The organism is Nocardioides fonticola (genome assembly GCF_039536805.1).
Taxonomy (GTDB): Bacteria; Actinomycetota; Actinomycetes; order Propionibacteriales; family Nocardioidaceae; genus Nocardioides; species Nocardioides fonticola.
Map to the genome: position 1 here is coordinate 235,877 of NZ_BAAAZH010000010.1, position 12,765 is coordinate 248,641.

12 protein-coding genes are annotated in these 12,765 nt (G+C 73.2%); 5 read left to right on the forward strand and 7 right to left on the reverse strand.

All coding sequences use genetic code 11. The annotated features are described in order from the left end of the window. Window positions 1–180: 180 nt before the first annotated feature. From ABD671_RS06385 to ABD671_RS06400, 4 genes are read left to right on the forward strand one after another with little or no spacing between them, the layout of a single operon-like run. A complete protein-coding gene (locus ABD671_RS06385; protein WP_344732436.1) occupies window positions 181–2,190 on the forward strand; it encodes a catalase in 2,010 nt (669 codons plus the stop codon). Continuing rightward, entirely contained in the window at window positions 2,190–3,188 is a 999-nt protein-coding gene (locus tag ABD671_RS06390; protein WP_344732437.1) for an iron-containing redox enzyme family protein, read from the forward strand. Before ABD671_RS06385 ends, ABD671_RS06390 begins: the two co-directional genes overlap by 1 nt. Then, window positions 3,185–3,382, forward strand: coding sequence for a CDGSH iron-sulfur domain-containing protein (locus ABD671_RS06395; protein ID WP_344732438.1), 198 nt, complete (start codon window positions 3,185–3,187; stop codon window positions 3,380–3,382). Before ABD671_RS06390 ends, ABD671_RS06395 begins: the two co-directional genes overlap by 4 nt. Then, complete coding sequence (locus tag ABD671_RS06400; protein WP_344732439.1) at window positions 3,379–3,987, forward strand: methyltransferase; 609 nt, start codon at window positions 3,379–3,381, stop codon at window positions 3,985–3,987. The genes ABD671_RS06395 and ABD671_RS06400 overlap by 4 nt, the downstream gene beginning before the upstream one ends. On the opposite strand, the gene ABD671_RS06405 is transcribed toward ABD671_RS06400, so the two are convergent. The 6 genes from ABD671_RS06405 to ABD671_RS06430 form a co-directional block, all read right to left on the reverse strand. Then, window positions 3,984–5,429 (reverse strand): acyl-CoA carboxylase subunit beta, encoded by a 1,446-nt coding sequence (locus tag ABD671_RS06405; protein ID WP_344732440.1) that lies wholly within the window; start codon window positions 5,427–5,429, stop codon window positions 3,984–3,986. The two genes, ABD671_RS06400 and ABD671_RS06405, sit on opposite strands and share 4 nt — an antisense overlap. A 17-nt stretch (window positions 5,430–5,446) precedes the next feature. Further along, window positions 5,447–6,697, reverse strand: coding sequence for a beta-ketoacyl-ACP synthase II (fabF, locus tag ABD671_RS06410; RefSeq protein ID WP_344732442.1), 1,251 nt, complete (start codon window positions 6,695–6,697; stop codon window positions 5,447–5,449). Between the two features lie 67 nt (window positions 6,698–6,764). Then, window positions 6,765–7,010, reverse strand: a complete 246-nt coding sequence (locus ABD671_RS06415; protein WP_344732443.1) for an acyl carrier protein — start codon at window positions 7,008–7,010, stop codon at window positions 6,765–6,767. Between the two features lie 59 nt (window positions 7,011–7,069). Further along, window positions 7,070–8,068, reverse strand: coding sequence for a beta-ketoacyl-ACP synthase III (locus ABD671_RS06420; RefSeq protein ID WP_344732444.1), 999 nt, complete (start codon window positions 8,066–8,068; stop codon window positions 7,070–7,072). Then, window positions 8,065–9,249: an acyltransferase domain-containing protein gene (locus ABD671_RS06425; protein ID WP_344732445.1), complete on the reverse strand. Its 1,185-nt coding sequence runs from the start codon at window positions 9,247–9,249 to the stop codon at window positions 8,065–8,067. Before ABD671_RS06425 ends, ABD671_RS06420 begins: the two co-directional genes overlap by 4 nt. Window positions 9,250–9,329: 80 nt before the next feature. Next, window positions 9,330–10,571, reverse strand: coding sequence for a PucR family transcriptional regulator (locus ABD671_RS06430; protein ID WP_344732446.1), 1,242 nt, complete (start codon window positions 10,569–10,571; stop codon window positions 9,330–9,332). A gap of 181 nt (window positions 10,572–10,752) precedes the next feature. Here ABD671_RS06430 and ABD671_RS06435 point away from each other — a divergent pair, with 181 nt between their 5' ends. Beyond that, window positions 10,753–11,739, forward strand: a complete 987-nt coding sequence (locus ABD671_RS06435) for an alpha/beta fold hydrolase (protein WP_344732448.1) — start codon at window positions 10,753–10,755, stop codon at window positions 11,737–11,739. Between the two features lie 41 nt (window positions 11,740–11,780). Here the strand turns inward: ABD671_RS06435 and ppk2 are convergent, their stop codons facing one another. After that, on the reverse strand, window positions 11,781–12,671 hold the full coding sequence (gene ppk2 / locus ABD671_RS06440; RefSeq protein ID WP_344732507.1) for a polyphosphate kinase 2: 891 nt from the start codon (window positions 12,669–12,671) through the stop codon (window positions 11,781–11,783). Window positions 12,672–12,765 lie beyond the last annotated feature (94 nt).

Genomic DNA, 12,765 nt, shown 5'->3' on the forward strand with positions numbered 1-12,765 from the left:
TCGTGGGGACGACCTCGCCTGACCGGGCGACGCGGGCGAGCGCGAGGCATCGACGCGGCGCGGACACCTCAGCGGCGCACCCGACGGGGTGGGGCGGCATGTTCGTGGCGCGACGGGTCACCGGTGCATGACCGCCCGCCATGCACCGAGCGGGCGTCCACCCCCGACGACGAGGACCCCATGCATCCCGAAGCCCCCTCCCAGCAGGGTGACCGACTGACCACCAGCACCGGCGTCCCGGTGCGCGACACCGACCACTCGCTCAAGGCCACCCCACGTGGCCCGACGCTCCTCCAGGACCACCACCTGCGCGAGAAGATCACCCACTTCGACCACGAACGGATCCCCGAGCGCGTCGTCCACGCCCGCGGCGCCGGCGCCCACGGCACCTTCGAGGCCTACGGGACGGCGTCCTCGGTGTGCCGGGCCGCCTTCCTCGCCGCCGGCGTCGAGACGCCGGTGTTCGTGCGGTTCTCCACGGTCCTCGGGTCGCGGGGATCGGCCGACACGGTGCGCGACACCCGCGGATTCGCGACGAAGTTCTACACCGAGGAGGGCACCTTCGACCTGGTCGGCAACAACATCCCGGTCTTCTTCATCCAGGACGGCATCAAGTTCCCCGACGTCATCCACGCCGGCAAGCCGCACCCCGATCGCGAGATCCCGCAGGCGCAGAGCGCCCACGACACCTTCTGGGACTTCGTCTCGCTGCACACCGAGGCCCAGCACCACACGATCTGGAACATGTCCGACCGCGGCATCCCGCGCAGCTACCGGACGATGGAGGGATTCGGCGTCCACACCTTCCGGGTCGTGGCCGAGGACGGCACGACCTCGCTGGTGAAGTTCCACTGGAAGCCCGACCTCGGCGTCCACTCCCTCACGTGGGAGGAGGCCCAACTGCTCGGCGGCATCGACCCCGACTTCCACCGACGCGACCTCTACGACGCCCTGGCCGCCGGCGCCCTGCCCTCCTGGGAGCTCGGCATGCAGGTGATGCCGGACGCCGAGGACCAGCTCTTCGAGGGCATCGACCTGCTGGACCCCACCAAGCTCGTGCCGGAGGAGTGGGCGCCGGTGCAGCCGGTGGGGCGATTGACCCTCGAGCGCGGCCCGCGGAACTTCTTCGCCGAGGTCGAGCAGGTGGCCTTCCACGTCGGTCATCTGGTGCCCGGCATCGACGTCACCGACGATCCTCTGCTGCAGACTCGGCTGTTCTCCTACGTCGACACCCAGCTGACCCGGTTGGGCGGCCCGAACTTCAACCAGCTCCCGATCAACCGGCCGCATGCGCCGGTCAACGACATGCTGCGCGACGGATTCCACCAGCAGGACGTGCACACCGGCGTCGCGCCGTACCGCCCGAACTCGCTGGACGGCGGGTGCCCGATGCACGTCGGCGCCGACGGCCCGGCGTTGGAGGATCTGGCGACGGCGATCCCGGCCGGTCACCGCGTGCGGGCGAACCCGATCTCGTTCGAGGACCACCTCACCCAGCCGCGCATGTTCTGGGCGAGCCTGGACCCGGTCGAGCAGGACCATGTGGTCGAGGCCTACTGCTTCGAGCTCGGCAAGTGCCTCGACCAGACGATCGTCGCGCGTCAGGCCGCCCAGCTGGCCGTGATCGACACCGAGCTCGGTGCCCGGGTCGCGGCAGGGTTGGGCCTTCCCGCCCCCGAGCCGACCGAGGGGGACTCGGCCCCCGAGGTGGTGCTCAGCCCGGCGCTCTCCCAACTCGGCCGCCGCTGGCCCGTCGCGGGTCGTCGTGTGGGCGTCGTCCTCGATCCGACCCGGCGGGGCGCCGATGCCGAGTGGGACGCCGTCCGTGCGGCCCTGGAGGCCGACGGCGTCACCGCGCTCCTCGTCGTCCCCGACGGTGCGCTGCCCCCGCAGGGCACCGAACCCGTCGCCGACCACACGCTGCACACGGCGCGCTCGGTGGAGTTCGATGCGCTGGTGGTGGCCGACCCGCCGGCCGTCGCCGGTGACGCCCGGTACGCCCGGCTGCTGGGGGAGGCCCACCGCCACCTCAAGGCGCTCGGCGCCTGGGGAGCGGGTGCGGAGGAGTTGCTCACCCTGGTCGGCGACGACGTCGGCGTGGTGACGGCCGCAGACCCAGCAGAGGCTGCGGCCGCGGTGCTCGATCTGCTGGCCGAGCATCGGGTGTGGGCACGCGGGACGGTGGCCTGATGCGGCTGCCCAAACCCCGCGGCCGCCTGGGCGTGGAGGTCTTCGACCGGCTCGTCGAGATGCCCCGGCAGCTCCCGGCCGACGAGGAGGTGCGTGCCGCCGACCCCGAGGACGCCGCCTCGGTGCTCTGGGTGCTGCACGAGCTGTCCTACCGCGGCTTCGAGGACGTCGCCGACGACGCCGCGAGCGATCCGGAGAGCGACCCCGAGGTCGCCCGGGTGCGCCGCGTGCTCGAGCGCGACCTCGAGGCGCGCCTGCGGTCGCGGTGGGACGCCGAGCGGCGCTCCCGGGCCGAGATGGGTGTCGAGCCGGGTGCCGCGGACGACGTGGTCGCAGCCCTCATCGAGCTGATCGAGACCCACGAGGGCCCCTCGATGGCGCGGTTCGTGCAGTCGCGCGCCGACGCCGAGCAGGCCCGCGAGCTGCTGCGGATGCGTTCGATCTACCACCTCAAGGAGGCCGACCCGACCGCGTGGCTGGTGCCGCGGCTCCCGACCCGGGCGAAGGCGGCCCTCGCCGAGATCCAGTACGACGAGTACGGCGGCGGGCGCCCGGAGCGGCTCCACCACGCGCTGTTCGCCTCGGGGCTGGAGGGCGCCGGTCTGCGCTCGGAGTACGGCGCCTACCTCGACGAGGCGCCGCTGGAGGTGCTGGAGCAGAACAACGCGGTGTCGCTGTTCGGGATGCGCCGGCGGTTGCGCGGAGCGGCCGCCGGCCACTTCGCGGCGTTCGAGGCCACCAGCTCGGTGCCCTCCCGCCGCCTGGCGCAGGGACTCGCCCGGCTCGGTCTGGGCGAGGCCGTCGTCGGGTACTACCGCGAGCACGTCGAGGCCGACAGCGTGCACGACCAGCTGGCGCTGCGCTTCGTGTGCGCGGCGCTGGTGGAGGAGCAGCCCGAGCTGCGCGACGACGTCCTCTTCGGCGCCTTCACCTGCCTCGACCTCGAGGCCCGGTTCGCCGCCGCCCAGTTCGACCGCTGGGGGGTGGAGGGCGCGTGAGGACCCCCGACGTCGTCCTGTGCCCGGGCGGGCCGATGCTGCTGCGCGGCGACCACGTCGTCCAGGACGCCGAGGGGCGGACGCACGAGACCCGGCGTCCGGTCTCGGCGATCTGCCGGTGTCTGCGGTCGGCGGAGCTGCCGTGGTGCGACGGCACCCACGTGCTGCTGCCCGACGAGCGGCGTCCCCGATGAGGACGACGGGCTTCGGCGGGCTGCGGATCGCCTTCGACCATCGCGTCCTCACCCCGCGCCCGTGGACCGAGATCCAGTCGCGATGGGCCGCCGAGATCGCCGAGGCTGCACCGGAGGGTCGGCTCCTGGAGCTGTGCAGCGGTGCCGGCCACATCGGGCTGCTCGCGGCCGTGCTCTCGGGCCGCTCGCTGGTGGCCGTGGAGGTCGACGCGGTGGCCTGCGACTACCTGCGGGCGAACGCGACGGCCGCGGGCCTGGCTGATCGGGTCGAGGTGCGCGAGGGCGACCTGTGCGGCGTCCTGGACGCCGACGAGCGGTTCCCGATCGTCATCGCCGACCCGCCCTACCTGCCGACGCCGGCGATCGCGGCCTGGCCCGAGGACCCCCCGCGTGCGATCGACGGCGGAGCCGACGGCCTCGACGTGGCGCGCGCCTGTTTGGCGGTCGCCGCGCACCATCTCGCCGAGGACGGCGACCTGCTGTTGCAGCTCGCCGACCTCGACCAGGCCGACCGGCTCCTGGAGGAGGCCGACTGGGTCGACCTCGGCCGCCGCCGGGCCGAGCGTGGCGTGGTGGTGCGGTGGCGGCGCCCCGGCCCGCCCTAGAGCGGGATGTTCCCGTGCGCCCCGCGGCGCACGCCCTCGGTCTGCACGGCCTCGACCAGCGCCCGCGCGAGCGTGCTGCGGGTCGCGGTGGGGGAGACGACCTCGTCGACGACGCCGATCTCGACCGCCTTGTCGACGCCGCCCGCGATGCGCTCGTGCTCGGCGGCGAGCTCGGCCTCGACGGCGGCCCGCAGCTCGGGGGCGACCTCGGCGAGCTTGCGCCGGTGCAGGATGCGGACGGCGGCCACGGCGCCCATGACGGCGACCTCGGCGCCCGGCCAGGCGAACACCTTGGTGGCGCCCAGCGAGCGGGCGTTCATGGCGATGTAGGCGCCGCCGTAGGTCTTGCGGGTCACCAGCGTGATGCGGGGGACGACGCACTCGCCGAAGGCGTGCAGCAGCTTCGCGCCGCGACGCACCACGCCGTCCCATTCCTGGCCGACGCCGGGCAGGTAGCCGGGCACGTCGACGACCACGATGAGCGGGACGCCGAACGCGTCGCACATGCGCACGAACCGCGAGGCCTTCTCGGCCGAGGCGGAGTCGAGGCAGCCGCCGAGCCGCAGCGGGTTGTTCGCCACGACGCCGACGGTGCGTCCGCCGAAGCGGCCCAGGGCGGTGACGATGTTGGGGGCCCAGCGGGCGTGGAGCTCCTGGGCGGTGCCCTCGTCGAGGATCGTCTCGACCAGCGGGTGCACGTCGTAGGCGCGCTTCTTCGACTCCGGCAGCAGCGCCTCGAGGTCGCGGTCGTCGACGTCGGCGAGCCGCAGGTCGCCCTGCGAGCCCAGCAGGGACGCCGTCACCCGCGCCCGCTCGAGGGCCTCGGCCTCGGTGTCGGTGAGGATGTGGACGACGCCCGAACGGCGCCCGTGGGGCTCGGGGCCGCCGAGGCGCAGCATGTCGACGTCCTCGCCGGTGACCGAGCGGACGACGTCGGGGCCGGTGACGAAGATGCGGCCCTCGGGCCCGAGGATCACCACGTCGGTGAGCGCCGGCCCGTAGGCGGCGCCGCCGGCGGCGGGGCCGAGCACCACCGAGATCTGCGGGACGACGCCGGAGGCCTGGGTCATCACCTGGAAGATGCGGCCGACGGCGTGCAGGCTGAGCACGCCCTCGGCGAGCCGGGCGCCGCCGGAGTGCCACAGCCCGATGATCGGCACCCGCTCGATGAGCGCCCGGTGGTAGGCGTCGACGACGACGCGGCAGCCGACATCGCCCATCGCGCCGCCCATGACGGTCGGGTCGGAGCAGAAGGCGACCACGCGGGTGCCCCGCACGGCGCCGACCGCGGCGATCATGCCGGAGTCGTCGACCGGGCTGATGAGCTCGAGCGTGCCGGGGTCGAGCAGCGCGGCGAGACGGTGCAGCGGGTGGCGCGGGTCGTCCTCGCGCGGCGGCTTGGCTGCGGCGGCCGGAGCGGGTGCGTTCACGGTGGCGGTCATGGGGTTCCCTCCCGGGATCAGACGCTGCCGAAGACGACGGCGACGTTCGCGCCGCCGAAGCCGAAGGAGTTGTTGAGGGCCGCGATGTCGCCGACCGGGAGGTCGCGCGGCTTGATGGCGATGTCGAGCTCGACCTGGGGGTCCTGCTCGTCGAGGTTGATCGTGGGCGGGCTGACGCGGTGGTGGAGCGCCAGCACGGTGGCGATGGCCTCCAGGGCGCCGGCGCCGCCGAGCAGGTGGCCGGTCATCGACTTGGTGCTGGTGACGACGACGTCGGAGACGTGCGCCCCGAGGGTGGCGTGCAGCATGAGGCCCTCGGCGATGTCGCCCTGCGGGGTCGAGGTCGCGTGGGCGTTGACGTGGGCGATCGCGGAGGCGTCGATGTCGGCGTCGGCGAGGGCCCGGCGGATCGCCCGCGAGCCGCCGCGACCGGCGGGGTCGGGCTGGGCGATGTCGTGGGCGTCGGAGGTGATGCCCGCGCCGAGCAGCTCTGCGTAGATGCGGGCGCCGCGCGCCTGGGCGTGCTCCAGCGACTCCAGCACCAGGACGCCGGCACCCTCGCCGAGCACGAAGCCGTCGCGTCCGGTGTCCCAGGGGCGCGAGACGGTGGTGGGGTCGCCGGGGTTCTTCGAGAGCGCCATCATGTTGGCGAAGGCGGCCATCGGCAGCGGGTGCACCGCGGCCTCGGTGCCGCCGGCCACCATGACGTCGGCCCGGCCCAGACGGATCTGGTCGAGTGCCAGCGCGATGCCCTCGTTGCCCGAGGCGCAGGCCGAGACCGGCGTGAACGCCCCGGCCTTCGCGCCGAGGTGCAGGCTCACGTTCGCCGCGGGCGCGTTGGGCATGAGCATCGGGACGGCGAGGGGCGAGACCCGGCGCGGCCCCTTCTCCTTCAGGACGTCGTAGTTCTCCAGCAGGGTGGTGACCCCGCCGATGCCGGAGGCCAGGGCGACGCCGACGCGCTCGCCGTCCAGCCCGCCCTCGCCGACGGCGCCGTCGAGGCCGGCGTCGGCCCACGCCTCCATGGCCGCGACCATCGCGAACTGCGAGGTGCGGTCGAGGCGGCGGGCCTTGACCCGCTCGAGCACCTCGGTGGGCTCGACGGCGACGCGGCCGGCGATCTTGACGGCCAGCTCGGCCGCCCACTCCTCGGTGAGGGCGCGCACGCCCGAGCGTCCGGCGAGCATGCCTTCCCAGGTGCTGACGACATCACCGCCCAGCGGGCTGGTGGTGCCGAGTCCGGTGACGACGACGCGCGTGCGGCTCATGAGTGCGAAGACCTTCCGAGGAGTGGGTCGGGCCGATGCCCGAGGGGTGCTGAGGGAGCGGACGGCGTCAGGCCGCGGCGCGCTCGATGTAGGCGACGGCGTCGCCGACGGTCTTGAGGTTCTTGACCTCGTCGTCGGGGATCGTCACGCCGAACTTCTCCTCGGCGGCCACGACGACCTCGACCATCGAGAGCGAGTCGACCTCGAGGTCGTCGACGAAGGACTTGTCGAGCTGGACGTCGTCGACGTCGACACCCGCGACCTCGTTGACGATCTCGGCGAGGCTGGAGCGGATCTCTTCGGTGCTGGGCATATCTGTTCCTTCTTCTGTGAGGTGGCGGATGCCGGTGGTGGATCGGGCTGAGTGCAGGGTCAGGGCAGGACGACGACCTGCGCCGCGTAGGCGAGGCCGGCGCCGAAGGCGATGAGCAGGGCGTGGTCGCCGGTGCGGGCCTCGCCGTCGGCGTACATGCGGTCGAGGGCGAGCGGGATGGAGGCCGCCGAGGTGTTGCCCTGCTCGGCGATGTCGCGGGCGATGCGCACGGTGTCGGGCAGCTTCATCGAGCGGGCCATGGCGTCGGTGATGCGCATGTTGGCCTGGTGGGGCACGAAGCAGTCGAGTTCGTCGACGGTGATGCCGGCGCGGTCGAGGGCCTGGAGGCCGACCTTGGCCATCGCGAAGCTCGCCCACCGGAAGACCGCGTTGCCCTGCATCTGCAGGTAGGGCATGGACGGCGTCTCGGAGGTGATGACGTCGCGCCAGTCGTCGCGCTGGCGGATGAGGTCGTACTGCTCGCCGTCCGAGCCCCACACCACGGGGAAGATGCCTGGGGTGCGGCTCGGGCCGACGATCGCGGCGCCCGCGCCGTCGGCGAAGATGAACGCCGAGCCGCGGTCGTCGGGGTCGGTGATCTCGGAGAGCCGCTCGACGCCGATGACGAGCACGTGGCGCGCCGAGCCGCCGCGCACGAGGTCGTTCGCGAGGGCGATGCCGTGGCTGAAGCCGGCGCAGGCCGCGGAGATGTCGAAGGCGGCGGGCTGCTCGGTGCCGAGGTCGTGGGCGATGAGGGTGGCCAGGGCCGGGGTCTGCATGAAGTGGCTGATGGTGGCCACCACGACGCAGTCGATCTGGCGGGCGTCGAGTCCGGCACGCACGAGCGCCTGCTCGGCGGCCGCGACGCCCATCGAGCGGGCGGTCTCCTCGGGGGCGGCCCAGCGCCGCTCCTTGATGCCCGAGCGCTGCTGGACCCATTCGTCGCTGGAGTCGATGCGTCCGACGATGTCGGAGTTCGGGACGACGACCGAGGGCCGGTAGGCGCCGATCCCGAGGATGCGCGCGTGGGACGCCGTCCCGCTGGGCTCGGCCGTCACGCGGCGCCCTCGGGGTGCAGGCGCAGCAGCGGCTGGCCGGGGGCCACCGGGTCGCCGTCCTCGACGAGCCATTCGACGACCTGGCCGCCGTGCGCGGCGGTCACGCTGATCTCGTCGCGCAGGCTGGCGACCGCGCCGATGGCGGCACCGGCGCGCAGCACGTCGAGCTCGGCGGCCTCGGCGTCGAGGCGGAAGGTGCCCTTGGCGGGCGAGACGACCATCCGCCAGGTCGGCGTGAGGTCGAGACCGGAGGCCTCGCCGTGCTTCTCGCAGAACTCGCGGGCGGCGTCGACCTGGTCGGGGGTCTTGAGGGCGAAGGTCTCCACCCCGGGCAGGGCGCGCTTGATGATGCCGGTCAGGGTGCCGGCCGGCGGCATCTCCAGGACGCCGGTGACGCCGAGGTCGGCCATGGTCTCCATGCACAGGTCCCACCGCACCGGCGAGGCGATCTGGCCGATGATCCGGGCCAGCACCTCGCGGCCGTCGTGCACGACCTGGCCGTCGCGGTTGGAGATGACGCGCGTGCGCGGGTCGTGGGTCGACACGGCGCGCGCGAGGGTCTCGAGGTGCGCGACGGCGGGCTGCATGTGGTGGGTGTGGAACGCGCCGGCCACCGAGAGCGGCATCAGGCGGGCCTTGGCGGGGGCGTCGTCCTTGAAGGCGGCGAGCTGCTCGAGGGTGCCCGCGGCGACGATCTGGCCGGGGCCGTTGTCGTTGGCGGCGGTGAGGCCGTGCCGCTCGATCGCGGCGAGCACCTCCTCGCGGTCGCCGCCGAGCACCGCGGTCATGCCGGTGGCGGTGGTAGCGGCGGCCTCGGCCATCGCGTTGCCGCGTTCGCGCACCAGCACCATGGCCTGCTCGGCGGTGATGGCCCGGGCGCCGGCGGCGACCCCGATCTCGCCGACGGAGTGGCCGGCGACCGCGCCGATGCGGTCGAAGAAGTCGCCGGGGTGCGGGAAGAGCCGCAGGGCGGCCACGAGTCCCGTCGCGACCAGCAGCGGCTGGGCGATGCGGGTGTCGCGGATGGTCTCGGCGTCGGCCTCGGTGCCGTAGTGGGCGAGGTCGAGGCCGGCGACGCTGGAGAGCCAGGCGAAGCGCGCGGCGAAGACCGGGTCCTCCAGCCAGGGGGTGAGGAAGCCGGGCGACTGGGCGCCTTGTCCGGGGGCGACGATCACGAGCACGGGCACCATGCTGCCGTCGTCGGACGGCGGTGCTCAGGTCCGGCGCGCACGAAACTCGCTGCCGGATCTTTGGAGGGTTCCTACAATTCCTGGCTGCTGGGGCGGCCGGACTGCCGTCCCAGCGCGAGCGCGATCTGGAGCGTGAATGCCTCACGGGGACGGGCCGGATGCAGTCCTGTGAGGTCCGCCACCTGCCGCAGGCGGTAACGGACGGTGTTGGGGTGGATGAACAATCGGCGTCCGGTCGCCTCCAGGGAGCCTCCGGAGTCGAGGTAGGCGGCCAGGGTCTCGACCAGGGCGCCGCGGCCCTGCGCCAGCGGGAGGTAGATCTCCTCGACCAGATGCCGGCGGGCGTGGCCGTCGCCGGCGAGCACCCGTTCGGGCAGCAGGTCGGTGGCGGCGACCGGACGCGGGGCGTCGGGCCATCCCGGTGCCGCCCGCAGCCCGGCCAGTGCCGCCCGGGCCGAGAGGTGCGCGGTGGCGAGCGACTCGGCGGTCGGTCCGCTGACGACCGGTCCGTCGCCGAACAGCTCGCCGACGGCACCGAGCGCGGGGGAGTCCGCCTCCACCCCGCCGAGCAGGACGACGAGCCGGTCGCCCTGGACGGCGCAGAGCGTGTCGGCCTCGTGGGCGCGGGCGACCCGGCGCACGTCCTCGAAGAGATCGGCCTCGCTGCGACGTCGCGGCACCGGGCCGATGACCACCAGCACCCGCTCCTGGGCGGTCCAGCCCAGCGCGCTGGCCCGGCCGAGCACCGCCTCGTCGGCCTCCGCGCGCAGCACGGCGTCGACGACGAGTGCCTCCAGGCGGGCGTCCCAGGCGCCCCGGGCCTCCGCGGCGCGGGCGTAGACCTCCGCGGTCGCGAAGGCGACCTCCCGGGAGTAGCGCGCCAGGGCGCTGCGGACGTCTGCTGCCCCCTCGGGTTCCAGCAGCGAATCGACGTTCGCATCGACGGCCTCGAAGGCGGCCCGGACCAGGGCGACGGTCTGCTGGAGGCTGATGACGCCGGCGAGCGCACGTGGGGCGACGCCGAAGACCGAGGCCGCCAGCGCGGTGCCCTCGGCCGGAGCCTCCAGGCGCGGACGCGGGTGGCCGTCGGGCCCCGCCTCGCCGGCCGTGCCGTACCAGTCGACGAAGCCCCGGACGCCGGCCTGCAGGATCATCCCGACCCAGGAGCGCTCCTCGGCGCTGAGCTCGCGGTACCAGGGGAGGGTGGCCTCCATCTCGGCGGTCGCGGCCGTGCTGAGCGCACCGGCGGAGCGGCGCAGGGTCGCGGCCGCCCGACTGCGGGCGGTGTCGGCTGTCCGGGCGGCTCGCGGCACACTCGCACCCTAGTCCTCGCCCGCACCGACCGGGTGAGGAGGACACGTGTTCGCAACGGGGGCGCAACGCTGCGGTGACAACGCTGCCCCAGCGTCGGACCATCGGGTCCAATCGTTGAAACCCCAACATCCACGGGGCATTTGGCGATTCAATGATCGCCAATCGACGTCAGGAGCACCGGTGTCCGCAACGCCCCCCGAGGCCACGCACGAGGTCCAGTTCGTCACCCTGCACGGTCACCGGCGCGCATACGTCAAGGTCGGTCAGGGGCCGGCGCTCCTCCTGCTCCACGGTCTGGCCTGCGACCACACCACGTGGGAGCCGGTGATCGACGCCCTCGCCCAGCGCTTCACCGTCATCGCCCCCGACCTGCTCGGTCACGGGCAGTCGGCCAAGCCGCGGGCCGACTACACCCTCGGCGGCTACGCCAACGGCATGCGCGACCTGCTCACGGTGCTCGGCATCGACAAGGTCACCGTCGTCGGCCACAGCTTCGGCGGCGGCGTCGCGATGCAGTTCGCCTACCAGTTCCCCGAGCGCACCGAGCGGATGGTGCTCGTCGCCTCCGGCGGTCTCGGCCCCGAGGTCACCCCCGCTATCCGCGCGATCGCCTCGCCCGGGTTCCACCAGGCGATGGGCCTGGCCACCCTGCCCGGCGTCCGGCAGGTCAACACCGGCGCGCTGCGTGCGCTCTCGCACCTGCCCTCGAAGTACACCCACGACCTCGACGAGGTCGCCGACATCGTCGACAGCTTCGCCGACCCGGCCGCCCGCGCGGCCATCCGGCACGTGGTGCGTGCGGTCGTCGACTGGCGCGGCCAGATCGTCACGATGGCCGACCGCGCCTACCTGACCGAGGCCATGCCGATGTGCGTCATCTGGGGCCGCGACGACCAGGTGCTGCCGGTCAGGCACGCCGACACCGCGGCCCGCATCGCGCCGAAGGCGCGGGTGGAGGTGATCGCAGACGCCGGCCACTTCCCGCACAAGGACCACCCGCAGCGCTTCGTCACCCTGCTCACCGACTTCGTGCAGTCCACGCAGCCCGCGGTCTACAGCCGCGCGCGGTGGCGTGCGCTGCTGCGCAACGGCGCCTCCGCGCCGATCCCGCAGGTCGCCCGCGAGGTCAGCGAGCGGCACGGCGGTCGCTCCCTCACCATCGCCTGAGTCCGGCCGGATCCGGGCTGGATCCGGGCTGGATCCGGCTGTCAGTCGCCGACGGCCTTCTTGCCGCGCTGGACGATGAGCGGGTCGGGCTCCCCGACGACCTCGTCGTCCTTCCCGTCGTAGTCGAACTGGGAGAGGAAGTAGCGCATCGCGTTGATCCGCGCGCGCTTCTTGTCGTTGGACTTGATGGTCGTCCACGGCGCGGCCTTGGTGTCGGTGCGCCGGAACATCTCCTCCTTGGCCGCGGTGTAGGCCTCCCACCTGTCGAGGGACTCCAGGTCCATCGGGGAGAGCTTCCACTGCCGCACCGGGTCGATCTGCCGGATGATGAAGCGGGTGCGCTGCTCGGACCGGGTGACGGAGAACCAGAACTTGGTGACCGAGATCCCGGCGTCGACGAGCATCTTCTCCACGATCGGCGCCTGGCCCATGAAGGTCTCGTACTCGTCCTCGGAGGCGAAGCCCATCACCCGCTCGACGCCGGCGCGGTTGTACCAGGAACGGTCGAAGAGCACGAGCTCGCCGGCCGCCGGCAGGTGCTGGACGTAGCGCTGGAAGTACCACTGGCTGGCCTCGCGCTCCGACGGCTTGACCAGCGCGACCGTCCGCGCGTGGCGCGGATTGAGGTGCTCCATGAACCGCTTGATGGTGCCGCCCTTGCCGGCGGCGTCGCGGCCCTCGAAGAGGATCAAGTGCCGGGCGCCGGTGCGCTGCTGCCAGGTCTGGAACTTCAGCAGCTCGACCTGGAGCTGGTACTTCTGCTCGTCGTAGACGTGGCGGTCGAGACGTTCGGTGTAGGGGTAGTTCTCCCGCCACGTGTCGACGGCGTTGCCCTGCGGATCGATGAGGATCGGGTCGTCGTCATGGTCCTCGCCGATCGTGTGGCCCTCGAGCAGCAGGCGGTCGATATGGGCACGGACGTCGCCGATGATCACGGGCGCAGCGTAGGGAGGCGACGTGAATCGGCGGTGACGGCGTGCGGGCCGCAGGTCGAACGCCGACGGCCCCGACGAGGACGTCGGGGCC